Origin of the sequence: Lentzea sp. NPDC059081 (assembly GCF_042738015.1) — a bacterium.
Lineage (GTDB): Bacteria > Actinomycetota > Actinomycetes > Mycobacteriales > Pseudonocardiaceae > Lentzea.
Window position 1 is genome coordinate 39,396 of the sequence record NZ_JBHYGW010000035.1, and the last position, 22,904, is coordinate 62,299.

23 protein-coding genes are annotated in these 22,904 nt (G+C 69.4%); 13 read left to right on the plus strand and 10 right to left on the minus strand.

The features are described from left to right. Window positions 1-59: 59 nt before the first annotated feature. Window positions 60-668 (plus strand): LysE family translocator, encoded by a 609-nt coding sequence (locus ACFWV3_RS40590; protein ID WP_382419270.1) that lies wholly within the window; start codon window positions 60-62, stop codon window positions 666-668. Here the strand turns inward: ACFWV3_RS40590 and ACFWV3_RS40595 are convergent. Genes ACFWV3_RS40595 through ACFWV3_RS40605 form a run of 3 tightly spaced genes read right to left on the minus strand, consistent with a single transcriptional unit; the run spans window position 640 to window position 2,954 of the window. Then, window positions 640-1,122 carry a GNAT family N-acetyltransferase gene (locus ACFWV3_RS40595; protein WP_382419271.1) on the minus strand — a complete coding sequence of 161 codons (483 nt, stop codon included), beginning with the start codon at window positions 1,120-1,122 and terminating at the stop codon, window positions 640-642. The genes ACFWV3_RS40590 and ACFWV3_RS40595 overlap by 29 nt on opposite strands. Before the next feature lie 23 nt (window positions 1,123-1,145). After that, window positions 1,146-1,916 (minus strand): S1 family peptidase, encoded by a 771-nt coding sequence (locus tag ACFWV3_RS40600; RefSeq protein WP_382419272.1) that lies wholly within the window; start codon window positions 1,914-1,916, stop codon window positions 1,146-1,148. Between the two features lie 15 nt (window positions 1,917-1,931). Then, entirely contained in the window at window positions 1,932-2,954 is a 1,023-nt protein-coding gene (locus ACFWV3_RS40605; RefSeq protein WP_382419273.1) for a M48 family metallopeptidase, read from the minus strand. A gap of 70 nt (window positions 2,955-3,024) precedes the next feature. Between ACFWV3_RS40605 and ACFWV3_RS40610 the strand changes: the two genes are divergently transcribed. The 5 genes from ACFWV3_RS40610 to ACFWV3_RS40630 all read left to right on the plus strand — a co-directional run bounded on the left by ACFWV3_RS40610 (window position 3,025) and on the right by ACFWV3_RS40630 (window position 9,578). Next, a complete protein-coding gene (locus ACFWV3_RS40610; protein ID WP_382419274.1) occupies window positions 3,025-3,921 on the plus strand; it encodes an alpha/beta hydrolase in 897 nt (298 codons plus the stop codon). A gap of 34 nt (window positions 3,922-3,955) precedes the next feature. Continuing rightward, window positions 3,956-5,830, plus strand: a complete 1,875-nt coding sequence (locus ACFWV3_RS40615; RefSeq protein ID WP_382419275.1) for an ABC transporter ATP-binding protein — start codon at window positions 3,956-3,958, stop codon at window positions 5,828-5,830. Then, on the plus strand, window positions 5,827-6,459 hold the full coding sequence (locus ACFWV3_RS40620; protein WP_382419276.1) for a CatB-related O-acetyltransferase: 633 nt from the start codon (window positions 5,827-5,829) through the stop codon (window positions 6,457-6,459). The genes ACFWV3_RS40615 and ACFWV3_RS40620 overlap by 4 nt, the downstream gene beginning before the upstream one ends. A gap of 56 nt (window positions 6,460-6,515) precedes the next feature. Beyond that, window positions 6,516-8,396 (plus strand): patatin, encoded by a 1,881-nt coding sequence (locus tag ACFWV3_RS40625; protein WP_382419277.1) that lies wholly within the window; start codon window positions 6,516-6,518, stop codon window positions 8,394-8,396. 153 nt (window positions 8,397-8,549) lie between these two features. After that, window positions 8,550-9,578 (plus strand): hypothetical protein, encoded by a 1,029-nt coding sequence (locus ACFWV3_RS40630; RefSeq protein ID WP_382419278.1) that lies wholly within the window; start codon window positions 8,550-8,552, stop codon window positions 9,576-9,578. Here the strand turns inward: ACFWV3_RS40630 and ACFWV3_RS40635 are convergent. Beyond that, window positions 9,551-10,345, minus strand: coding sequence for an SAM-dependent methyltransferase (locus ACFWV3_RS40635; RefSeq protein WP_382419296.1), 795 nt, complete (start codon window positions 10,343-10,345; stop codon window positions 9,551-9,553). The two genes, ACFWV3_RS40630 and ACFWV3_RS40635, sit on opposite strands and share 28 nt — an antisense overlap. A gap of 168 nt (window positions 10,346-10,513) precedes the next feature. Here ACFWV3_RS40635 and lon point away from each other — a divergent pair, with 168 nt between their 5' ends. Next, window positions 10,514-12,862: an endopeptidase La gene (gene lon / locus ACFWV3_RS40640; protein WP_382419279.1), complete on the plus strand. Its 2,349-nt coding sequence runs from the start codon at window positions 10,514-10,516 to the stop codon at window positions 12,860-12,862. Between the two features lie 68 nt (window positions 12,863-12,930). On the opposite strand, the gene ACFWV3_RS40645 is transcribed toward lon, so the two are convergent. The 4 genes from ACFWV3_RS40645 to ACFWV3_RS40660 form a co-directional block, all read right to left on the minus strand. Next, window positions 12,931-13,407 (minus strand): hypothetical protein, encoded by a 477-nt coding sequence (locus tag ACFWV3_RS40645; protein WP_382419280.1) that lies wholly within the window; start codon window positions 13,405-13,407, stop codon window positions 12,931-12,933. 67 nt (window positions 13,408-13,474) lie between these two features. Continuing rightward, complete coding sequence (locus ACFWV3_RS40650) at window positions 13,475-13,939, minus strand: hypothetical protein (RefSeq protein ID WP_382419281.1); 465 nt, start codon at window positions 13,937-13,939, stop codon at window positions 13,475-13,477. Between the two features lie 20 nt (window positions 13,940-13,959). Next, window positions 13,960-14,409 (minus strand): hypothetical protein, encoded by a 450-nt coding sequence (locus tag ACFWV3_RS40655; RefSeq protein ID WP_382419282.1) that lies wholly within the window; start codon window positions 14,407-14,409, stop codon window positions 13,960-13,962. A 64-nt stretch (window positions 14,410-14,473) separates the two neighbouring features. Next, entirely contained in the window at window positions 14,474-15,097 is a 624-nt protein-coding gene (locus tag ACFWV3_RS40660) for a polysaccharide deacetylase family protein (protein ID WP_382419283.1), read from the minus strand. Window positions 15,098-15,342: 245 nt separating this feature from the next. On the opposite strand from ACFWV3_RS40660, the gene ACFWV3_RS40665 reads away from it, so the two are divergent. The 3 genes from ACFWV3_RS40665 (at window position 15,343) to ACFWV3_RS40675 (ending at window position 18,164) form a co-directional block, all read left to right on the plus strand. Continuing rightward, window positions 15,343-15,870, plus strand: coding sequence for a YbhB/YbcL family Raf kinase inhibitor-like protein (locus ACFWV3_RS40665; protein ID WP_382419284.1), 528 nt, complete (start codon window positions 15,343-15,345; stop codon window positions 15,868-15,870). Window positions 15,871-16,312: 442 nt separating this feature from the next. Then, entirely contained in the window at window positions 16,313-17,686 is a 1,374-nt protein-coding gene (locus tag ACFWV3_RS40670) for a mycothione reductase (protein WP_382419285.1), read from the plus strand. Window positions 17,687-17,750: 64 nt separating this feature from the next. Continuing rightward, on the plus strand, window positions 17,751-18,164 hold the full coding sequence (locus ACFWV3_RS40675; protein WP_382419286.1) for a hypothetical protein: 414 nt from the start codon (window positions 17,751-17,753) through the stop codon (window positions 18,162-18,164). Between the two features lie 4 nt (window positions 18,165-18,168). On the opposite strand, the gene ACFWV3_RS40680 is transcribed toward ACFWV3_RS40675, so the two are convergent. Both ACFWV3_RS40680 and ACFWV3_RS40685 read right to left on the minus strand, forming a co-directional pair. Further along, window positions 18,169-18,573 carry a VOC family protein gene (locus tag ACFWV3_RS40680; protein ID WP_382419287.1) on the minus strand — a complete coding sequence of 135 codons (405 nt, stop codon included), beginning with the start codon at window positions 18,571-18,573 and terminating at the stop codon, window positions 18,169-18,171. A gap of 78 nt (window positions 18,574-18,651) precedes the next feature. Beyond that, complete coding sequence (locus tag ACFWV3_RS40685) at window positions 18,652-19,746, minus strand: MFS transporter (RefSeq protein ID WP_382419288.1); 1,095 nt, start codon at window positions 19,744-19,746, stop codon at window positions 18,652-18,654. 204 nt (window positions 19,747-19,950) lie between these two features. Between ACFWV3_RS40685 and ACFWV3_RS40690 the strand changes: the two genes are divergently transcribed. Genes ACFWV3_RS40690 through ACFWV3_RS40700 form a run of 3 tightly spaced genes read left to right on the plus strand, consistent with a single transcriptional unit; the run spans window position 19,951 to window position 22,858 of the window. Further along, window positions 19,951-20,622, plus strand: coding sequence for a FadR/GntR family transcriptional regulator (locus ACFWV3_RS40690; protein WP_382419289.1), 672 nt, complete (start codon window positions 19,951-19,953; stop codon window positions 20,620-20,622). Window positions 20,623-20,666: 44 nt separating this feature from the next. After that, window positions 20,667-21,770, plus strand: coding sequence for an epoxide hydrolase family protein (locus ACFWV3_RS40695; RefSeq protein WP_382419290.1), 1,104 nt, complete (start codon window positions 20,667-20,669; stop codon window positions 21,768-21,770). After that, window positions 21,767-22,858 (plus strand): winged helix DNA-binding domain-containing protein, encoded by a 1,092-nt coding sequence (locus ACFWV3_RS40700; RefSeq protein ID WP_382419291.1) that lies wholly within the window; start codon window positions 21,767-21,769, stop codon window positions 22,856-22,858. Before ACFWV3_RS40695 ends, ACFWV3_RS40700 begins: the two co-directional genes overlap by 4 nt. The last annotated feature ends 46 nt before the right edge of the window (window positions 22,859-22,904 follow it).

Sequence of the window (22,904 nt, forward strand, 5' to 3'; positions counted from 1 at the left end):
AGTGTCGCGTCAGGCCGGAGATTTTGCGGTCAGTGTTCTAGATCACGGGGGTATGTACGGTGTTGTTCGACTTCGGCCAGGTTCCGGCCTTCCTCATCGCGTGCGCGGTCGTCATCGTGACCCCCGGTGTCGACGCGTTCCTGCTCCTGCGCACGTCGTTGCGCTCCGGCACCCGCGCCGGCCTGCTCGCGCTCGGCGGCATCCACTCGGCCGCGGCGGTGCAGGTGGCACTGGTGATCTCAGGCCTCGGTGTGGTGCTCGCGCGGTATCCGATGGTGCTCACGGCGCTGCGCTGGATCGGCGCCGCCTACCTGCTCTACCTCGCGGTTTCCATCACGCGCGGCCTGCTCAGGAGGTCCGGCGGCGAGCAGGAGGAGGTCGTGGGCGACCGGCCGTTCCGGCAGGGATTCCTGACCAACATCACGAACCCGAAGATGATCCTGTTCTCGCTCGCGTTCCTGCCGCAGTTCATCGGATCGGGTGAACCGGCGCCTCAGCTCACAATGCTCGCGATCGTGTTTCTGGGCCTCGCCGCGATCTGGGAGCTGATGATCGTGCTGGCGGCCTCGCGTGTCGCCGGGCGGCTGAAGCGACCGGGCGTGACGACGGCGCTGGACGCGGTGTGCGCGGCCGCCTTCCTCACGATGTCCGTCGGTCTCGTGGTCTGACGCGCAGCCGCGGCAGCACCCGGCCGGGGATCGACCCCGACGGCGTCTCGCCGATCCGCTCGGCGCCCATCCTGAGGTAGAAGCCCTCGGCGAACGGCTCCGCGTCGATGTCGAGGTGCTCGAACCCGGCCGCGGCCGCCTCGGTCAGTGCGTGCTCCCAGAGCACCCGGCCGAGACCGGTGCCGATCCGGTCCGGCCGCAGCCACAGGTTGCCCAGCTCGCCGTGCGGGGGCTCGCCGTCGAGGCTGTAGAACCCGGCCAGGTCGCCGTCCAGCACGGCGACCACGACGTGCCGCTCCGCCAGGTCGTCCGCGCGGAAGGTCAGCTCCTCCCGCACGGACGCCAGGAACGCCTCGTCGTAGCCCCAGTGCGCCTTCGAGGCCAGTGCCAGGCCGCTCAGCGCGTCCGCCTCGTCCGGTCTGGCCCGGCGCAGGACCGGTCGCAGGTTCACCACGCCGGCCAGGCTCGCACGTCCGGCTACGGCTCGACGGCCGGGGGCGCGTCCACGACCGGGTGGAGGTCCTTCGCGTACCGGGAGATCCGCACGTAGACGCCGGGCTTGCCCTTGCGCGCGCAGCCCTCGCCCCACGACGTGACGCCGACGAGCTTGCCGCCCGCGACGATCGGCCCGCCGGAGTCGCCCTGGCAGGTGTCGGTCCCGCCGCCCGCGAACCCGGCGCAGAACATGTCCGCCTTCACGAACTGCGGGTACGCGTCGACGCAGGTGTCGTCCGGCAGCACCGGCACCGTGGCCTGCATGAGGTAGCGCGAGGTCCTGCCGTTCTCGACGGTGCGGCCCCAGCCGAGGGCGCGCAGCTCCGTGCCCGGCTGGTAGAGGGCCCGGTCGCCGACCTCGGCGAACGGCAGCGGCGTGTACGGCAGCGCCTCGCCCAGCGTCAGGACCGCGACGTCCTCGCCCTGGTCGGCGGAGACGTACTGCTTGTGGATCCAGAGGGACTCGGGCATCACCGACACCCCGGCGTCGCGGTCGAGCTTGTCCTCGCGGCCGGCGACGACCCGCAGGTCCTTGGGCGTGCGCCCGAGCGCGCAGTGCGCGGCCGTGAGCACCTTCGTGGGCGCGACGAGCGTGCCGCCGCAGAACTGGCCGCCGTGGTCGTCGGTCAGGAAGACGGCCCACGGGTTGGCCTCGATGGAGGCGCGCTCGCCGCCGACGACCTGCACGTCGGCGGCGGCGACACCGGTCGGGCCCAGCATTGCGCAGAGAACCAGCACCAGGAGTCGTCTCATGACTCCAGATGGTAGCTACTCCGCTGAGCCGTTCGGAGCAACCTTGCTCCACATCCTGCCCGCGGCTCCCACGACCGTCTCGCCGATGTCGTTGATGGTCTTGATCAACGGGTCGGCGGAGGTGCTCATGGACTCCTTGTACGACCGGGCTGCGCCCTTGATGTCGTCGGTCAGGTTGTTCGTCGGCCGGTCGTCCTCGCGGCGCGGGTACGTGCCGGTCAGGATCTCGCGGTACTCCTCGCTCGCGGACCAGCGCTGCAGCTCGGCGGCGCGCACCACGACGAGCGGGTGCGTGCGGGTCTCGGTGTGCAGGAGCTTGAGGAGGCTGTCGCGGATGTCCTCGACCTCCTCGTACTCCCTGGCCTGGGCGAGGAACGACGCGATGTCGACCTGGCCGCCGAGGTCGCCCGCGAGCGCGAGGTGCGTGCGCAGCGCGGCCTGCGGGTCCTGGCAGGCCAGCAGGCCCGCGCGGTCGCAGGAGAGCTCGGTCTTGCGCTGCCACTCGCGCAGCGCCGCGATGACCGCGCGCATGGCGATGGCGCCGGCGGGCACCCACGCGAACGACGTGGTCAGGTCGATGAGCCTGCGCAGCAGCGTGTTGTAGAGCGCGTGGCCCGACATCACGTGGCCCATCTCGTGGCCGATGACGAACCGCAGCGACTCGTTGTCGAGCAGGTCGACCGAGCCGGTGCTGATCACGATGAACGGCTTGTCGATGCCGTAGGTGTAGGCGTAGGCGCCCGCGCTGCGCTCGACGAAGAGCTCCGGCACCTCCGCGAGGTCGAACGCCGCCGCCACCTCGTTGCGGATGCGGTCGAGCTGCGGGTACTGCTTCGGGCCCACGCGCACGGAGGACGCCACCTGGAGCAGGCGCTCACCCCGTTCCGTGAAGGCTCCGGCGACCGCCTTGAGGATCGGCGCCACGGCGGGCACCGCCCTCAGCACCGCTAGGGCGCCTCGGTCGGCAGGATGTTCATAGGCGCGCGGGCTGATGCCCGGGAACCGCACCCTCGACGACTGCTCAATATCCCCCGTCACGCCATCCAGGTTAGACACGATCCGGACAAGGCTGCACGGAATCGGCGCAGGTCCGTTGCAAACTTGCGCGGTGAGCAGCGACGAAGACACCACCGTTCTGCCGTTGCGCGGCGGAGCGTCAGCCACCCTGGTCCGCCGCCGTGCCGCGGCCAACGACCGGGGCGCGATCCTCTACGTGCACGGCTTCGCGGACTACTTCTTCCAGGAGCACGTTGCCGAGCACTACACAGCTCAGGGCTACGACTTCTACGCCGTCGACCTGCGCGGATACGGGCGTTCGATGCTCGACGGCGAACTGCCGAACTACACGACCGACATCGAGGTGTACTTCGAGGAGATCGACGCCGCGATCGCGAAGGTTCGCGAAGAACACTCGCGGGTCGTGCTGATGGGGCACTCGACGGGCGGGTTGACCACGTCGTTGTGGGCGCACGAACGACGCGCGGGCGACCTCATCGACGCGTTGGTGCTCAACAGCCCGTGGCTCGACGTCGTCGAGCCGCCGTTCATGCGGCAGGTCGTGAAGCTGGTCGGACGGGTCGCGCCCAAGGCCAAGATCCGCGCGAACCTCGGCGAGGCGTACGGGTCGGCGATCCACAGCTCGCGCAACGGCGAGTGGGACTTCGACCTGAAGTGGAAGCCTCTCGCGGGATTCCCCGTGCTGGCCGGGTGGATCCGCGCGGTCCTGATCGCCCAGGAGAAGGTCCACAAGGGACTCGACGTGCGCGTGCCGGTGCTCGTGCTGCACTCCGACAAGAGCATGCTCAACGCTCGCGAGTGGAGCGAGGACGTGGCGAAGGCCGACGCGGTGCTCGACGTCGAGGGCATGCGCAAGTGGGGTCCGAAGATCGGATCATCGGTCAAGGTCGTCGAGATCAAGGCAGGCATGCACGACCTGTTCCTGTCACCGGAGCCGGTGCGCGCGGCGGCGCTCGCGGAGGTGGACGAGTTCCTGAAAACGGCTTGACCTCGTCATAGGTCGAAGTTCGAGACTTTCCGTCATGAGCATCGACTTCAACCACTGGTACGCGCTCGAAAGCGCTATGCAGGACGAGAAGAGCCGTCGGGTGAGCCGGGCGACGTTGAAGCGAGTCGCTCGGTTCGCCCACCCGCAACGACGGGCCGTGTTCGCGTTGCTGGCCACGAGCGCGGTCGCCGCGGTGCTGGCCGTGGCGTCGCCGGTGCTGGCCGGCCGGGTGGTCGACACGATCATCGGCGGGCGGGACTTCGGCCTGGTGGTGTGGCTCGCGCTGGCGATCGCGGGCGTGGCGGTGCTGGAGGCCGGGTTCTCGCTGGCGGAGCGCTGGCAGTCGGCGCGGGTCGGCGAGGACCTGATCCTGCGGCTGCGGCAGGCGGTCTTCGACCACGTGCAGCGGATGCCGGTGGCGTTCTTCACCCGCACCCGCACGGGCGCGCTGGTCTCCCGGCTCAACAACGACGTGATCGCGGCGCAGCGGGCGTTCTCCGAGACGATCTCCGGCGTGGTCACCAACGTGATCGCGCTGATCCTGACCCTGGCCGTGATGCTGACGCTGTCGTGGCAGGTCACGGTGCTCGCGATGGTGCTGCTGCCGATCTTCCTGATCCCGGCGCGGCGGATGGGCAAGCGCTTGGCGTCGATGCACCGCGAGGCGGCGAACCTCGACTCGGCGATGACGACCCAGATGACCGAGCGCTTCTCCGCGCCGGGCGCGACGCTGATCAAGCTGTTCGGCCGTCCCGAGCTGGAGAGCGCCGAGTTCGGGTCGCGGGCGCGGCGGGTGCGCGACATCGGCGTGCGGTCCGCGGTGGCGCAGTGGCTGTTCCTGGTGGCGTTGACGCTCGTGTCGTCGTTGGCGCTGGCGCTGGTCTACGGCCTGGGTGGCTGGTTCGTGTTCGCCGGGCAGATGGCGCCGGGCACGATCGTGACGCTGGCGCTGCTGCTGACGCGGTTGTACGCGCCGCTGACCGCGCTGGCCGGTGCGCGGGTGGACGTGATGACCGCGCTGGTGTCGTTCGAGCGGGTCTTCGAGGTGCTGGACCTGCCGCCGTTGATCAAGGAGAAGGAGTCGCCGGTCGCCGTTCCCGACGGACCCGTGTCGGTCGAGTTCGCGGACGTGCGGTTCGCCTACCCATCGGCGGACAAGGTCTCGCTGGCGTCGCTGGAGGAGGTCGCGGTGCTCGACACCCGCGGCGGCGAGGAGATCCTCGGCGGGGTGTCGTTCACGGCGGAGCCCGGCTCGCTGATCGCGCTGGTCGGCTCGTCGGGTGCGGGCAAGTCGACGATCGCCTCGCTGCTGCCCCGCCTGTACGACGCGGACTCCGGCGCCGTGCGACTGTCCGGTGTGGACGTTCGCGACCTGTCGTTCGCCTCGATCCGCGAGACCGTCGGCATGGTGACGCAGGACGGTCACCTGTTCCACGAGACGATCGGCGCGAACCTGCGGCTGGCCGCTCCCGACGCCTCCGACGAGGAGATCTGGGACGCGCTGCGCAGGGCGCGGCTGGCCGACCTGGTGTCGTCGCTGCCGGACCAGCTGGACACGGTCGTGGGCGAGCGCGGGTACCGGCTCTCGGGCGGGGAACGCCAGCGGCTGACCATCGCGCGCCTGCTGCTGGCCAAGCCGCGCGTGGTGATCCTCGACGAGGCGACCGCGCACCTCGACTCGCGGTCGGAGGCGGCGGTGCAGGAGGCGCTGGTGGAGGCGTTGGCCGGCCGGACGTCGCTGGTGATCGCGCACCGGCTGTCGACGATCAGGGCGGCCGACCAGATCCTCGTCGTCGACCGGGGGCAGGTCGTCGAACGTGGTACGCATGAGTCGTTGCTGGCCCTGGAAGGCCACTACGCCAAGTTGTACCGCACGCAGTTCAGCGAAGAGCCGATCGGAGCGCCGTGACCATCCCCTCGCCCGACAACCTCTACCCGTTGCCCGACTACCCGCGCACGGTGCTCCTCAAGCCGTTGGTGAAGAACCCGCAGATCGAGATCGGCGAGTACACCTACTACGACGACCCTCATCACGCCGAGCAGTTCGAGCAGCGCAACGTGCTCTACAACTTCGGCCAGGAGAAGCTGGTCATCGGCCGCTACTGCGCGCTGGCCGAGGGCGTGCGGTTCATCATGTCCGGCGCCAACCACCGCACCGACGGCGTGTCGACGTTCCCGTTCACGATCTTCGGCGGCGTGTGGGGCGAGAAGACCCTGGACATCGCGCTGGGGGCGGCCAGCCGCGGCGACACGGTGGTGGGCAACGACGTCTGGATCGGCTACCAGGCGCTGATCATGCCGGGCGTGCGCATCGGCAACGGCGCGATCATCGCGTCCGGCTCGGTGGTGGTGTCGGACGTGCCGGCCTACGGCGTGGTCGGCGGTAACCCGGCCCGGTTGCTGAAGAAGCGGTACGGCGACGACGAGATCGCGTTGTTGGAACGGACCGCGTGGTGGGACTGGCCGGTGGAGAAGGTGACCGAGCACGTCCGCGTGATCATGGCAGGAACTCCGGCGGAGCTGGCGGAGCTCGCCTGAGGGCTGTCCGGGTGAACTTCACGGACGCCTCGCACCGGCCGCGAGATCATGAGCGCATGGAGTACGACCGCTACTGCGACCTGACCATGCGCGGAGGCACGACCAGCGGGGTCGTCTACCCGCTGGCCGTCGCGTCGCTGGCGCGCCACTACGAGTTCAAGCAGATCGGTGGCGCGTCCGCGGGCGCGATCGCGGCGGGGTTCACCGCCGCCGCCGAACGCGGGCGTGCTTCCGGTGGCTTCGACAAGTTCGCGAAGCTGATCGACTGGTTCACCTCTGGCACGGGCGCGGACCGCTGGCGGATGGCGCAGCTGTTCCAGCCCGCGCAGAAGACCCGTGCGCTGTACCGGATCGTCGTCGCGAGCATGCAGAAGCGCGGCACCACCGGGCGCAGTGCGATCTCATGCCTGTTCTTCGCGTTCCTGGGCGCCGTGGGGTTGCGCGCGAAGGCGGTGCTCGGGCTGATGGCGTCGCTGTGGCTCGGCGGCCCGGTGCTGTGGTCGGCGTTGCTGGCGCCGTCGTCCTACGCCACCTGGCTCGGCGTGCTGGTGGTCGTGCTGGCCGTGGCGTGCGTGGTGATGGTGCTGTGGCCGTTGAAGGCGAGTCTGCCCTGGGCCGCGTGGGTCGTGGCCGCCGTGCCGCTGGTGCTGGGACTGGCGTTCTCGCGGCACTACGCGACGGCGGCGGTCGCCCTGCTGGTGTGGCTGGTGCTCTCGCTGGCGGCGGTCAGCGCGTTGATCGTCACGTACGGGTACGCGATGCAGAAGTTCCTCAGGGACAACGCGCGGTCCATCCACTTCGGACTCGTGCCGGGCACCGGCGACTTCAAGCCGTCGCTGCTCGACCGTCTGGCTGGCGTGCCGAAGTCGACCGGCGTGCCGCCGCTGGCCGACTGGATCGCGGACACCCTCGACTCGCTGGCGGGCACCGAGGAGGCGCTGACGTTCGGCGACCTCGGCGACATCAACCTCGTGCTGATGACGACCGACGTGTCCGAGGGGCGGCCGTACCGGCTGCCGTTCAAGGAGAACTGGCAGTACTGCGACGAGTGCCTCGGGTACGTGCTGCCGGGCCGGGTCGTCGAGCAGCTGAACGGTCCCGCCGGCGACGCGAAGTGCCCGCTGCACGAGCACATGCCGTTGCGCGACCTGCCCGCACGCGAGAACCTGCCGGTGGTGCTGACCGTGCGGATGTCGTTGTCGTTCCCCGGCCTGATCGCCGCCGTGCCGCTGGTGCGGGACGGGCGCGTGCACTGGTTCTCCGACGGCGGCATCACCAGCAACTTCCCGATCCACTTCTTCGACGCGCTGCTGCCGCGCTGGCCCACGTTCGGCCTGAGCCTGCAGCCCTACCCGAACGGCGACACGAACGAGGTCTGGCTGCCGGAGCAGGACGCGTCCACGTCCGGCACGCGCTACGCGTCGCTGGGCTCGATGCCGGGCTTCCTGCTGTCCATCCTGGACACGTTCCTCGACTGGCGCGACACCATGCAGTCGGCGCTGCCGGGCTACCGCGGCCGCATCGCGCACGTCCGCCAGTCCGCCGACGAGGGCGGCTCGAACCTCTTCATGCCCCCGGACACCATCCGCCGCCTGGCCCTGCGCGGCCAGCACGCCGGCGACCTGCTGCGCGAACGGTTCCAGCAGCAGCACAACACCGACCGCTACCGCTGGATCCGCCTCCGCATGGCCCTGCGGGAGTACCAGGAGCTCGGCGAGCAGGCCGCGGACCGCGACGCGCTGTACGACGAGGTGCTCGCCCGGTTCGAGATCCCGGCCGAGCTGCACGAGTGGTTCCGCACTCCCCCGTCGGACGGCGACCCGTTCCGCGCGGACATCGAGGTGGCGCTGGACCACGTCGGGCGGTTGAAGGAGGACGGGCCGTTCGACGGGGCTCCCCCGGTGGACCCGGACCTGCGGCTGACGCCGCCGGAGTAGCCGATCAGGGCCAACGGCCTTGACCTGCCGCGCTAACCTGGGTCCATGACGCGATTTAGCCGCCCCCGACCTGCGTGGGTGGCGCGCGCCTAGAACCTTCCCGTCGGTCGGGGGACTCCGCATCCCACCGGACCGGAAGAAACGGGAAGTCCCATGTACCGCACCGAAGAGCTCGTGCACGCCCTGACCGTCCGCGACCTCACCGACCCCGCGCAGGGCCCGCACGCGATGCAGCTGCTCATCGCCGACCTGAAAGCCGTCCTCGACAACCCGGTCGAGGTCCGCCACCACCCGCTCGTGCCGGTGGAGCACAACTACGAGCTCCTCGGCTACCCGGCGGACGCGGTCACCCGCGAGGCCCGCTACACCAGGTACGTCAGCGAGACGTGCATGTTGCGCAGCCACACCACGGCGATGATCCCGCCGGCGCTCAAGGACGTGACGCCCGATGTCACGCTGCTCTGTCCGGGCCTGGTCTACCGCCGCGACACCGTCGACCGGCTGCACACCGGCACGCCGCACCAGCTCGACATCTGGCGGGTGAGCACCGAACAGGAACCGCTCGAGGACCTCATCCACACCGTCGTCACCACGTTGCTGCCCGGCAAGCGTTACCGCACAACGGAAGCAGAGCACCCGTACACCACGCACGGCAAGCAGATCGACGTGGAGCACGACGGCGCGTGGGTCGAGATCGGCGAGTGCGGGCGGGCCGCGCGGCACGTCCTCAAGGACCATCCGCACGGGCTGGCGATGGGCATGGGGCTCGACCGGGTGCTCATGCTGCGCAAGGGAGTGCCGGACATCCGCCTGCTGCGCAACGGCGATCCGCGCATCGCCGGCCAGATGCTCGGCCTCGACGCCTACCGGCCGATCTCACGGCATCCGGCCGCCATCCGGGACATCTCGATCGTGGCGGACGTCCACGACGACGTCGAGACGCTCGGCGACCGCATCCGCGCGCTCGTGCCGGAGGACGTCGTCGAGGAGATCGAGATCCTGAGCGAGACACCCGCTGAAGAGCTGCCGGAACACGTCCGGCAACGGCTGGATGCGCTGCCCGGTCAGAAGAACGTGCTCATCCGCGTGACGATGAGGGCGCCGGAACGCACCCTCACCGACCGCGAGACGAACGCGATCCGGGACCGCCTGCTTCAGGGCTTGCGGGCGACGGCGCCGTAGATGCCCGTGCGGTCCTCGTAGGAGTCCGGGCGCCAGTCGTTGACCGCGACGACGCCCGGCTCCAGCATCTCCATGCCGTCGAAGAACCTGGTGACCTCGGCGTGCGTGCGCATGGTCAGCGCGTTGTCCGAGCTGTTGTAGATCTTCTTGATCTGGTCGGCCTCCGCGCGCTCGTCGTCGGTCAGGCTGTCCCAGCTCGCGTGCGTGATCGCCAGGTACGAACCGGACGGCAGGTCGGACAGGTACGACGCGACGGCCTCGTACGGCTTGTCCGAGTCGGGGACGAAGTGCAGGGCGGCGATGATCAGCACGCCGACCGGGCGGGAGAAGTCGAGCACCTCGCGGGCGCCGTCGATGACCGACGAGGTGGCGCGCAGGTCGGCGAGGATCGCGCTGGCGTTCGGGTTGTCGGCGAGCAGGGCGTTGGCGTGCGAGACGGCGACCGGTTCGAAGTCGACGTAGACGACGCGGGCGTCCGGGTTGTCCTGCTGGGCGATCTCGTGGACGTTGCCCACGGTCGGGATGCCCGAGCCCAGGTCGAGGAACTGGTCGACGCCCTCGGCGACGAGGTGGCGGACGACCCTGCGCAGGAACGAGCGGTTCGCCTGCGCGCTCTGGGCCACGCCGGGGAAGTGCTGCTCCACCTGCTTGGCGGCGGCGCGGTCGGCTTCGAAGTTGTGCGAGCCGCCCAGGTAGTAGTCGTACATCCGCGCCACGCTCGGGCGGGTGACGTCGACCGTGGACGGGACCCACTTCAGCTCTTCCATCACGCCCGCATCCTCACCCCTGCGCCGCACGGGTGTCCACCGCCGGGCGCCCCAACGGCGATCAAGTCCGCCTATCGAGGCCGCTCGCTCACAGCGAACACCTCGGGGGAACACCACCCCGCTGAAGTTGGTTGAGCGGTACAGACTCAACTTTGGAGGGTGATGGAGATGGGCGAGACGTTGGCCCTGCCGGTGCTGCCGCTCGATGACGTCGTGGTGCTCCCCGGCATGGTGGTGCCGGTCCGCATCTCCGGCGCGGACGCCAGTGCCGAGGCCCGTGCGGCCGTGGACGCCGCCACGACGGCCGCGAATCATCAAGTGCTGCTCGTCCCACGACTGGACGGCAAGTACGCCCCCGTGGGCACGCTGGCCGAGATCGAGCAGGTCGGACGCCTGCCGGGCGGTGAACGCGCCGCCGTCGTGCGCGGCACCAAGCGCGTGCGCATCGGCACGGGCACCACGGGGCCGGGCGCGGCGCTGTGGGTGAACGCGACGATCGCGGACGAGTCCGAGATCACCGACCGCACCCGTGAGCTCGCGAAGCAGTACCGCGCGATCGTCACGAACATCCTGCAGACGCGCGGCGCGTGGCAGATGGTCGACTCGGTGCAGCAGATCACCGACCCGTCGGCGCTCGCCGACCTGGCGGGCTACGCGCCGTACCTGGACGAGAAGCAGAAGATCTGGCTGCTGGAGACGTCCGACGTCACCGAGCGGCTCGAGAAGCTCGTCGAGTGGGGCCAGGCGCACCTGACCGAGCTCGACGTCAACGAGACGATCGCGAAGGACGTCAAGGAAGGCGTCGAGAAGCAGCAGCGCGAGTTCCTGCTGCGCCAGCAGATGGCCGCGATCCGCAAGGAGCTGGCCGAGCTCGACGGCAAGCCCGCCACCGAGCAGGAGGACTACCGCGCCCGCGTCGAGGCCGCCGAGCTGCCCGAGAAGGTGCTCAAGGCCGCGCTGGCCGAGGTCGACAAGCTGGAGCGCACCTCCGAGCAGTCGCCCGAGGTGGGCTGGATCCGGACGTGGCTCGACACCGTCCTCGAGATGCCGTGGAACGAGCGGACCGAGGACTCCTACGACATCAAGGCGGCGCGTGAGGTCCTCGACGCCGACCACGCGGGCCTCGATGACGTGAAGCAGCGCATCACGGAGTACCTGGCCGTGCGCAAGCGCCGTGCCGACCGCGGCATGGGCGTGGTGGGCGGGCGTCGTTCCGGCGCCGTGCTCGCGCTGACGGGCCCTCCCGGCGTCGGCAAGACGTCGCTCGGCGAGTCCGTGGCACGGGCGATGGGCCGCAAGTTCGTCCGCGTCGCCCTGGGCGGCGTGCGCGACGAGGCCGAGATCCGCGGCCACCGCCGCACGTACGTCGGCGCGCTGCCGGGCCGGATCGTCCGCGCGATCAGCGAGGCCGGTTCGATGAACCCGGTCGTGCTGCTCGACGAGATCGACAAGGTCGGCTCCGACTACCGCGGCGACCCCACGGCGGCGTTGCTCGAGGTGCTGGACCCGGCGCAGAACCACACGTTCCGCGACCACTACCTGGAGGTCGAGCTCGACCTGTCGGACGTGGTGTTCCTCGCGACCGCGAACGTGCTGGAGTCGATCCCGGCGCCGCTGCTCGACCGCATGGAGCTCGTCCAGCTCGACGGCTACACCGAGGACGAGAAGGTCACGATCGCCAGCGACCACCTGCTGCCGCGCCAGATCGAACGCGCCGGCCTCACCTCGGAGGACGTCACGTTCGACAAGCCCGCCCTGCACCAGCTGGCGAGCGAGTACACCCGCGAAGCCGGTGTGCGGCAACTGGAACGGGCTCTCTCGCGCATCCTGCGCAAGGTGACCGCGAAGGTCGCCCTCGGCGAGGGCGAGCTGCCGATCACGGTCGACCAGCCGTCGCTGAAGTCCTACCTGGGCAGCCCGAAGAACACCCCGGAGTCGGCCGAGCGCACCTCGGTCCCCGGCGTGGCGACGGGCCTGGCCGTGACGGGTGTCGGTGGCGACGTGCTGTTCATCGAGGCCTCGCTGGCCCCGAAGGACACCGGCTCGACCGGCGTGACGCTGACCGGCCAGCTGGGCGACGTGATGAAGGAGTCGGCGCAGATCGCGCTGTCGTACCTGCGTTCGCACGACGAGAAGGCCGCGTCGCTGGCCGACCGGGGAGTGCACATCCACGTTCCGGCCGGTGCGGTGCCGAAGGACGGACCGTCCGCGGGCGTCACGATGACGACGGCGCTGGCCTCGCTGCTGTCCGGCCGCCCGGTGCGCTCGGACGTGGCGATGACCGGTGAGATCTCGCTGACCGGCCGCGTCCTGCCGATCGGTGGCGTGAAGCAGAAGCTGCTCGCCGCCCACCGCGCGGGCATCACGACCGTGCTGCTGCCCCAGCGCAACGAGCCGGACCTGGACGACGTGCCGGAGTCGGTGCGCGACCAGCTGACCGTGCACTTCGTGTCGGACGTGGCCGAGGTGCTGGAGCACGCGCTGTCGAAGGAGGTCGTCGCGACCGTTGCGGCGTAACACCTCCACCTAGGTCCCTCGTGGGGGCAGTAGCGGCGACTACTGCCCCCACGAGGCTTTTCGCGTTGCTACAGGCCGACGTCGATGACGAGCCGGTTCGGGTTCGTCAACGTGAAGACCCGGTGCCACGAGCTCGGGTTGGCGTACCCGACGGCGACCTCCAGCGTCGCCTCGAAGTCGCAGGTGAGCGCGACCCCGCGGACGTTGCCGAGACCGGGGGTCGCGAAGTTCTGCGACCCCGGGTAGGTCAGGTTGCCGTTGTCGTCGTGCGCGGCCGCACCGACCAACGTGACCCGGAGGATCTCCTGGACCCCGCCACCGGCGACGGTGATCGGGTTCCCGGACGCGCAGTGCGAGACGCTGGTGACCTCGCTGACCCGGTGCTCCGAGGGCAGTCCCGACAGGTCGAGCACCACCCGGCTGAACCCGTTGTGCTGCCCGGTCCTGATGTCCGACAGCGTGGGCACGCTCTGCGCCGACGCGACCGGTGCGATCGTGAAGACCGCCAGGACCGCGACCAGCACCGCGGCGAGACGTCTGTTCATCTTCGGCCCCCTCTCAGGGCTCGTGCGATGCCCTTAAGACGTGTGACCCAGGCCACAGTTGCTTCGGTCAGTCGCGGATGTCGATGACGACCCTGGTGGGGTTCGTCAGCGCCTGGACCTCGTACGTCGAGCTCACGTCGTCGAACCCGACGGAGACGTAGAGCATCGACTCGAAGTCGCAGAGCGCGACACCCTTGACGTTGGTCAGTCCCTCCGGCGCGAAGAGCCGCGGCCCGGTGTACGTCGGCTTGAAGTTGTCGCTCATCGCCGCGCTGAAGTGCGTCGTGCGGATGAACTTCTGACCCCCGACAGGAATCAGGACGTCCTTGGCGCAGTGCCAGACCTCGTCGACCTCTTGGACGAGGGACTGGGTGGGCAGACGGTCCATCATGAGCTCGATCCGCTCGAAACCGTCGTGCTTGCTGGTCACGATGCTCGTGAGGTGGGCGTTGCCGTCGTCGGCCGACGCCACCGGGACGAACGTGACCATCGCGAGCACTGCGAACAGTGCCGCGGTGAAACGCTTCTTCATTTGTCTCCCCATAAGACAACTCAGCTGTTGTGGATGTCCACCACGACTCGCGTGGGGTTGTCCTGGACCGAGACCGTGTACGCGCGGCCGGTGCCGGCGTACCCGATCGCGAACTCCAGGTGGGCCTCGAAGTCGCACGTGTTCGCCACGCCCCGGACCTGCGAAAGGCCGGGGGTCTCGAACTCACGAGGCCCTGTGTGGTCGTGCGCGTTCGCGGGCTGCATGGTGACGACGAGGAACTCGTCGCCAGGGGCCCACATCGGCTTGCCGGACCCGCACCTCTCCAGCTCGGTCGTCCGGTACTCGGCCACACCCGGCCGTGCCCCGGTGAACTCGAACTCGACCCGGTCGAAACCGGCGTGCACCCCGGTGCGGATCTCCGTCAACGCGGTTCCCTCAGCCGCGAACGCGCTCGGCGCGAAGCTCATCGCCATCGCCGCGGCGACGAGCACTGCTGCGATCCTCTTCATCGTTCCCCCAGTCCCCAGTTCCCCCACCTTGATCACGCGCCCGGAGCCGTCGGGGGTTGCACGGCTAGCCGAGAAAGTCCTCCAGCGGCACCGGCGTCAGCCCGTCCTGCTTGGCCCGGTCCAGGAACGCGGTGAAGTCCTCGACGAACGTGGTCCGGAAGTGCATGAGCACGATGTCCCCCGGCTTGAGCCGATCCCCCTGCTGGAACTGCACGTGCCCGTCGTTGACCGCGGCCGTCCAGTTGACGAGCGCCTTGAACCCGCAGCTGGCGGCAGCATGGCGGGTAGTCGCGTCGTAGTTGCCGAACGGCGGCCGGAACAACGTGGGCCGCTTCCCGTAGTCCGAGGCCAGGAAGTCCGCGTTCCCGCAGATCTCGTGCTTCTGGAACTCCAACGGCCGCCCCTGCAGGTTCGGGTGGCTGGTCGTGTGGCTCTGCACCGTCACCGGCAGCTGCTTGAAGTAGTCCTTGTGCCCCTCGGCGTACTTCGTGTTGAGGAACACCGAAGGCCACACGCCGGCCCCGATCATCAACTCACGAGCCTTGGGATGCTGCACGGCCCCGTCGTCGATGGTGATGAACACGTACGGCTTGTCGGTGGGAATGTGCGTGACGACAGGCACCATCCCGTCGACCACAGCAGGCGCCTTCGCCTGCACGGTCCCGTACGGATACGGCGGCTCGAACATCCGCTTCGGCCGCTCCACCGACGACGTAGGAGCCGCGGTGGTCGTAGGCGCCGTGGTCAACACGGGCCCGCTGGCGTGCTCCTCTGGCGTCTGTCCACACGACACCAGCCCAACAACCAACGCAAACGCAGCACAAAGCCGCAACCTGGACATCATCTTTCCCCTCACCCCGCAGGAAGACGTCGAACAGGCCGTCGCGGTTGCCCGGGGATAGGCTCGAACTGATCACAAAAAGGAGGAGTTCCATGAGCCTCGAGCGCCCAGTCGCTCCAGACCCCTACCTGCTGCTCCCCCAGGTGGGCACCTTCACCGTCACCTCGACGGACGTGCGCGACGGCAAGCAGCTGGACACCGCCCAGGTCTTCGAAGGCGGCAACACCTCACCCCAGCTCTCCTGGTCGGGCCACCCGGCCGAGACCAAGAGCTTCGTGGTCACCTGCTACGACCCGGACGCCCCGACCCCGTCGGGCTTCTGGCACTGGGTGGCAGTCAACCTCCCGGCCGACGTCACCTCCCTCGACACGGGCGCGGGCGCCTCGGACGACACCCTCCCCGGCGACGCCTTCCACGTCCGCTCGGACTACAGCACCCGAGCCTTCGGCGGAGCCGCCCCACCGAAGGGCGACCACCCGCACCGCTACTTCTTCGTCGTCCACGCCGTGGACGTGGAGAAGCTCGACGTCGACCAGGACGCCTCCGCAGCCGTGGTGAGCTTCAACCTCGCCTTCCACACCCTCGCGCGGGCGATCATCACCCCGACCTACCAGCACTGACGCGAAGGCAAAGCCGAGCCACCGCGAAGCCGAAGGCGAGCAGTCTTGGCTTGAAACGCGAGGTTCCGGTGGGGTGGTCCCGTCACGAGCCGTGCCCAGCACTAGCTGCACGTGAGGAGGGGTGTCAACCCGGCACGCTTTTCGCCGGGTTGACACCCCTCCTCACGTGTGGCTCGCTCGGACTCGGCTTGGGACGGGACCACCCCACCCGAACCGAACCACCTACGCAGCAGCAAGCCGCCGAACGCAACAGGCGTGCCATCAACCCGCTAACGGCGCTGGGGGTCTTTGATCAGTTGGCGGGGTCCGGGGCAGAGCCCCGCGCACGAAACGGGACAGGCACGCACCAACGAGCCCACAACGTGAGCCCGCCACGCCACGTAAGCCCCACGTAACAACCAACCGGGGAACACCCCCAACCCAAAAATGGTTGGATCCACACGTGAGGCACTTCGACCTGGTCATCATCGGCACCGGCTCCGGCAACAGCATCCCGAACGACGCCATGGCAGGCTGGCAGATCGCCATCCTCGAAAAGGGCACCTTCGGCGGCACCTGCCTGAACGTGGGCTGCATCCCCACCAAGATGTTCGTCCACACCGCGGACCAGGCCGCAGCCCCGGCCAACGCCAAGAAGCTGGGCGTGGACGCACACACGGACGCGGTCCACTGGCCGGAGATCCGCGACCGCGTCTTCGGCAGGATCGACCCGATCGCGGAGGGCGGCCGCAACTGGCGCGCCAACGAGAACGCGAACGTGACGGTCTACGAAGGCACCGCGAAGTTCCTCGACGAGAAGACGATCGACACCGGCACCGGCGAGACCATCACCGCCGACCGGATCGTCATCGCGGCGGGCAGCCGCCCGTCCATCCCCGACATCGCGGACCTCGACCAGACCGGCTACCACACCAGCGACACGATCATGCGCCTCGACGAGCTCCCGAAGAGCCTGGTCATCGTGGGCAGCGGGTTCATCGCGTCGGAGTTCGCCCACGTCTTCAGCAGCTTCGGCGTCGAGGTCACGGTGATCGCCCGCTCGAACCTCCTCCTCCGCCACGAGGACCTGGAGATCGCGGAGCGCTTCACGGAGATCGCCAGGCAGAAGTGGGACGTCCGGCTCCAGCGCAAGACCACGAGGGCCGAGAAGACCGCGACCGGTGTCAGGCTCCACCTGGAGGGCCCGAACGGCGAGGAAACCGTTGAGGCGGAACAACTCCTCATCGCCACGGGCCGTCAGCCGAACACGGACCTGCTGGACGTGGCCAAGGCGGGCCTGGACCTCCACGACGACGGCCGCGTCAAGGTCGACGAGTACCAGAGGACCAGCCAGGACCACATCCTCGCCCTGGGCGACATCAGCTCGGACTACCAGCTCAAGCACGTCGCCAACCACGAGGCCAAGGTCGTCCAGCACAACCTGCTGAACCCGGACAGCCCGCGGAAGTCCGACCACCGCTTCGTCCCGGCCGCCGTCTTCTCGAGCCCGCAGATCGCGAGCGTCGGCCTCACCGAGGAACAGGCCAAGGACAAGGGAATCCGGTACGTCACCGCGAGCCAGGCCTACGCCTCGATCGCGTACGGCTGGGCCATGGAGGACACCACCGGGTTCGCGAAGCTGCTGGCGGACCCCGCCACCGGGCAGCTGATCGGCGCGCACATCATCGGCCCGCAGGCGTCGACGGTGATCCAGCCGCTGATCCAGGCGATGAGCTTCGGCCTCGACGCGAAGACGATGGCGCAGGGCCAGTACTGGATCCACCCGGCCATGCCAGAGCTCGTGGAAAACGCGCTCCTCAACCTGCCGCTGGACTGAAGGCCTTACGGGACAGGGACTTCCGCCGCTCCCGCGCCGGGCAGAAACCCAGCACGATGCAGCGATGACCGAGAGAGTCCTCGTCGCCTACACGTCGAGAATCGCCGCCACGGATGAGATCGCCGAGATCATCGGCACCGAGCTGGCCGGCTGCGGACTGAGAGCCACCGTGCTCCCGGTGGCCGCGGCCGAGTCGCTGTACGAGTTCGGTGCCGTGATCATGGGCGACGCCGCCTCACGAGACGCACAGCGGTTCGTGCGGCGGCACAAGGCGTCCCTGAAGTACACACCGCTGTGGTTGTTCCACCGCGGCACTCCTCCCGTCCCCCAGGACGTCACGCGCATGGTCCGCAGGCTCGGGGCCATCGGGCCCGTCAGCTTCGGCGGCGCGGCACCGGACTGGGACCGGGCGAAGGCGTGGGCCCGCTACCTCGCCGACCAGCTCACGGTGCTGCACCGCGGGTTCGTCGCGAACTGACCGGCTAGGCCTGCTGGATGCGCACGGTGTTGCCGGCCGGGTCGCGGAACACGCAGTTCCGCACACCCCACGGCTGCACGGCCGGTTCCTGCAGGACGTCCGCACCGCCCGCCTGCAGCTTGTCGAACACGCCGTCGAGGTCGGGTGTGGCCAGGTTGATGAACGCGTACGAGCCGTTCTCGATCATCTCCGTGATCGCGGTGCGCTGCGCGTCCGTGAGTCCTTCCGCCATGGCAGGCGGTTCCAGCACGACGGAGGAAGCCGAACCGACCGGGGCAACGGTGATCCACCTCATCGTTCCCCGACCGACGTCGGCACGGACCTCCCAGCCGAGCAGGTCGCGGTAGAACGCCAGCGAGGCATCGGGGTCGGTGTGCGGGAGGAACGTCGCGTCAATGGTGATGTCCATGCCGACAAAGCTAGGACCAGCGCGAACGCCGTGCTTCTCGATTCCTGACCACTACACCGCCACCACTACACCGCACCACTACACGTAGCGCGGGCGCCCGGCGATCATGCCCAGGGCGGTCAGCGCCGCGAGCAGCACCAGCTGCAGCACGAGGGACACCGACCACGACCCCGTGGACTCGCGCAGCACGCCGAACGCGAACGGGCCGGACGCCGCGATCAGGTAGCCGACGCTCTGCGCCATGGCCGACAGGCGCGCGGTGTCCGAAGTGGACTTGGTGCGCAGCGACATGATCAGCAGGGCCAGCGGGAACATGCCCATGCCGAACCCGATCAGCACCACCCACAGACCGGGTGCGGCCGCCGGGGCCACCAGCATCCCGAACATGCCCGCGAACGACAGCACGCCGAGCGCCAGCACCACGAGGGACTGACTGGAGAACCGCGCGGCGATCGGCGGCACGAGCAGGCTCACCGGCACGCCCAGCAGCATCGAGACGGCGACCAGCATGCCCGCGGTGTTGCGGTCCAGGCCGCCGTCGATGAGCATCGCCGGCAACCAGCCCATGACGGTGTAGGCGAACAGCGACTGCAGGCCGAAGAACACCGTGATCACCCACGCGAGCGGGCTGCGCAGCAACGAGCGCTTCTCGACCGGCGTCACCGAACGGACCACCGAAGCCTCGGAACCGTGCCGCGCACCGGCGAACCACACGATCACCGCGCCGGCCGACAGCAACGCCCAGGCGCCGACGGCCGGCCGCCACGAGCCGAGGTAGTCCTCCAGCCGGGGCGTCAGCGCGGCGGCCAGCGCGGCACCCGCGGACAGCGTTCCCGTGTAGACGCCGGTGATCAGGCCGACCTTCGACGGGAAGGACGCCTTGACGACCACCGGGATCAGCACGTTCGACACGGCGATACCCGCACACGCGATGAAGGTGCCGCCCAGCACCACCCACGGACCGTCGACCACGCGCAGCACCAGGCCGAGCGTGAGCACCCCCAGTGACAGTCCGATCGCGCGGGCCATGCCGAGGCGGCGGCCGAGCCACGGCGCCGCGAACGCCGCGAAGCCGAAGCAGAGCGCCGGAACGGCCGTCAGCGCGCTGGTCCAAGCGGCCGAAACGCCCAGGGCGGCGCGGACGTCGCCGAGCACCGACGCCAGACTGGTCACCGCAGGACGGAGATTCGCGGCAGCGAGGGCGACCCCGATCGCGAGCACAGCGGACCCGACCAGCGGAACGTGACGATTCTTGACGACCGTCACCCTGCGACCTCGATCGGTGGCAGTCTGTGCGGCAAAGGTCGTCTGCTGGGTAGGCGTCGTCACGCGCACCACTATCGCAGACATGGGATGTTCGGATGAAAGGATGAGGTTGTGCCGTTGGCCACTACCCGGCGAGCAGGCCTCGTCGACCAGGTGATCGACCAGATGAGAGGGGCGATCACCAGCGGCGAATGGCCCGTCGGGCAGCGCATTCCACCGGAACCGGAGCTGGTCACGGCTCTCGGCGTCGGCCGGAACACGGTTCGCGAGGCCGTGCGCGCGCTCTCGCACGCCGGTCTGCTGGAGGTGCGGCAGGGCGACGGCACGTTCGTCCGCGCCACCAGCGAGATCTCCGGCGCGGTCCGCCGCATGTGCGGGACCGAGCTGAAGGAAGTCCTCGAGGTCCGCCGCACCCTCGAGATGGAGGGCGCGCGGCTCGCCGCCCGGCACCGCACCGAAGCCGAGCTCGCCCGCCTGACGGACCTGCTGCACAAGCGCGACGCGGCCATGGAGAACGAGCAGTGGACCGAGGTCGTCGAGCACGACACCGCGTTCCACGTGCTGCTCGTCCAGTGCTCGCACAACGCGCTTCTAGCGGAGCTCTACCAGGGCTTGACCGAGGCGGTCAAAGCTTCGGTGGCGGCCTCTGTCGACACCAGCCAGCCTGGTACCGACCAGGTGTCGCACACCGGGCTGCTGCACGCGGTCCGCGACGGTGACCAGGAGAAGGCGGCGATCGAGGCGGGCGGGTTCTTCGAGGAGCTGATCGAGAAGTTCTGCTGAGACGCGGACAAGGGCTGTCCGCACGAGCTCATAGCGTGGGGGCCATGGAGATCACGCCGTTCCGCATCGAGATCCCGCAGGCCGAGGTCGACGACCTCCGCTCACGGCTCGCCGGCACGCGCTGGCCCGAGGACGACCTGCCCGGCGTCGGGTGGTCGTACGGCATCCCGCGCAGCTATCTGCGCCCGCTCGCCGAGTACTGGGGCAGCGGGTTCGACTGGCGCGCGCAGGAAGCGCGTCTCAACTCGTACCCGCAGTTCACGACCGAGATCAGCAACCAGCGCATCCACTTCCTGCACGTCCGCTCCGAGAACCCCGACGCGGTGCCGTTGCTGATGATCCACGGCTGGCCGGGCTCGGTCGTCGAGTTCCTGAACGTGATCGAGCCGCTCTCGCGGGACTTCCACCTCGTCATCCCCTCCATCCCCGGCTTCGGCTTCTCCGGCCCCGTGACGAAGCCCGGCTGGAACGTGCTGCGGGCCGCGTGGGCGTTCGCGAAGCTGATGGAGGGCCTGGGTTACGAGCGCTACGGCGCGCAGGGCGGCGACTGGGGGTCGGGCATCGCGCAGGAGATCGGCCGGGTGTTCCCCGAACAGGTCATCGGCGTGCACGTGAACATGCTGCAGACGTTCCGGCCGTCCGGGGTCAACGACCTCACGCCGGAGGAGATGCGCGCGCTGGAGTCGCTCGACCTGTATCAGAAGGAGCTCTCCGGCTACATGCACCTGCAACGCAGCCGGCCGCGCACGCTGTCCTACGCGCTGACGGACTCGCCGGTCGGGCAGCTCGCGTGGATCGCGGAGAGGTTCCACGACTGGACCGACAACGACGGCGTGCCCGAGGACGCCGTCGACCGCGACCAGATGCTGACCAACGTGTCCGTGTACTGGTTCACCGGCACCGCGGGGTCGTCGGCCGCGCTCTACAAGGAGCAGGCCGCGTCGTGGGGCAGGCAGCAGCCGACCACGGTGCCGACCGGTGTCGCGGTCTTCCCGCACGACCTCAGCCTGCCGGTGCGCTCGCTCGCGGAGAAGATGATCCCGACGATCGTGCACTGGACGGAGTTCGACCGCGGTGGGCACTTCGCCGCGATGGAGGAGCCGGACCTGCTGGTCCAAGACATCAGGAAGTTCTTCGGATCGCTGTGACGACAACACTTTCGAACCGCACCCTCAACCGCACGCTCCTGGCGCGCCAGCTCCTCCTGGAGCGGACGGACCTGCCGATCGTGCAGGCCGTCGAGCACCTCGGCGGGCTGCAGGCGCAGGCACCGATCCCGCCCTACCTCGCGTTGTGGACGCGGCTCAAGCCGTACGAGGTCGCCGCGCTGAGCAAGCTCATCATCGACCGTTCGCTGGTGCGGATGACGTTGTGGCGCGGCACGTTGCACCTCATCTCGGCCGACGACGTGTACTTGATGCGCACCGCGTTGCAGCCGGAGCTCGACAAGTGGGCGAAGATCGTGATGCCCCCGGCCACGCGGGTCGAGATCGACCTGGACAAGCTGGCCCGGCTCACCCGCGAGTACATCGACACCGAACCGCGCACGGTCGCGGAGATCGGCGCGTACCTGGAGGAGCAGTTCCCCGAGGCCAAGGCGCGCGAGCTGTCGACGCAGGCGCAGATGCTGGTGCCGATGGTGCAGGTGCCGCCGCGCGGGATCTGGGGCGTGGGCGGCGTCCCGCAGAACGTCGCGATGGCCTCCTGGCTCGGGCGGGAGCTGCCGGAGCGGGCCGCGGCCGGCGAGCTGATCCAGCGGTACCTGCGCGCGTTCGGACCGGCGACGCTCGCGGACATGCAGGCCTGGTCGCGGTTGATCGGGCTGAAGGGGCACGCGGCCGATCTCGACCTGGTGGAGTACCGGAACGAGGCCGGCAAGGTGCTGCTCGACGTGCCGGACGGCGTGATCGTGCCGGAGGAGACGAAGGCGCCCGCGCGGTTGCTGCCCGCGTTCGACAACGTGCTGCTCGGGCACGCGGACCGGACGCGGATCATGAGCGAAGACGCGCGCTCGCGGTGGGGTGCGGTGCGCAACGGCGTGTTCCCGCCGACGTTCCTCGTCGACGGGTTCCTGCGCGGCACGTGGAACGTCGTGGAGTCCAAGGACACCGCGACGCTGGTGGTCGAGCCGTACTTCAAGACCACCAAGAAGGACATGGCGGGCGTGGTCCGCGAGGCCAAGGCGGTGCTGAAGGTGATGGCGCCCAAGAAGGCGCACGTGGTCGCTGCCCCTTAGGGCGGCTTTTCGTGCCCGCGCGGGTGTCTGGCGGTCGTGGTCCCGG

Excerpts from the sequence above, each read along its gene's own strand:
- ACFWV3_RS40600 (WP_382419272.1), bottom strand. The coding sequence starts at position 1,916 with ATGAGACGACTCCTGGTGCTGGTTCTCTGCGCAATGCTGGGCCCGACC.
- ACFWV3_RS40645 (WP_382419280.1), bottom strand. The coding sequence starts at position 13,407 with ATGAACAGACGTCTCGCCGCGGTGCTGGTCGCGGTCCTGGCGGTCTTC.
- ACFWV3_RS40665 (WP_382419284.1), top strand. The coding sequence starts at position 15,343 with ATGAGCCTCGAGCGCCCAGTCGCTCCAGACCCCTACCTGCTGCTCCCC.
- ACFWV3_RS40635 (WP_382419296.1), bottom strand. The coding sequence starts at position 10,345 with ATGGAAGAGCTGAAGTGGGTCCCGTCCACGGTCGACGTCACCCGCCCG.
- ACFWV3_RS40615 (WP_382419275.1), top strand. The coding sequence starts at position 3,956 with ATGAGCATCGACTTCAACCACTGGTACGCGCTCGAAAGCGCTATGCAG.
- ACFWV3_RS40695 (WP_382419290.1), top strand. The coding sequence starts at position 20,667 with ATGGAGATCACGCCGTTCCGCATCGAGATCCCGCAGGCCGAGGTCGAC.
- ACFWV3_RS40660 (WP_382419283.1), bottom strand. The coding sequence starts at position 15,097 with ATGTTCGAGCCGCCGTATCCGTACGGGACCGTGCAGGCGAAGGCGCCT.
- ACFWV3_RS40650 (WP_382419281.1), bottom strand. The coding sequence starts at position 13,939 with ATGAAGAAGCGTTTCACCGCGGCACTGTTCGCAGTGCTCGCGATGGTC.
- ACFWV3_RS40625 (WP_382419277.1), top strand. The coding sequence starts at position 6,516 with ATGGAGTACGACCGCTACTGCGACCTGACCATGCGCGGAGGCACGACC.
- ACFWV3_RS40630 (WP_382419278.1), top strand. The coding sequence starts at position 8,550 with ATGTACCGCACCGAAGAGCTCGTGCACGCCCTGACCGTCCGCGACCTC.
- ACFWV3_RS40680 (WP_382419287.1), bottom strand. The coding sequence starts at position 18,573 with ATGGACATCACCATTGACGCGACGTTCCTCCCGCACACCGACCCCGAT.
- ACFWV3_RS40655 (WP_382419282.1), bottom strand. The coding sequence starts at position 14,409 with ATGAAGAGGATCGCAGCAGTGCTCGTCGCCGCGGCGATGGCGATGAGC.
- lon (WP_382419279.1), top strand. The coding sequence starts at position 10,514 with ATGGGCGAGACGTTGGCCCTGCCGGTGCTGCCGCTCGATGACGTCGTG.
- ACFWV3_RS40675 (WP_382419286.1), top strand. The coding sequence starts at position 17,751 with ATGACCGAGAGAGTCCTCGTCGCCTACACGTCGAGAATCGCCGCCACG.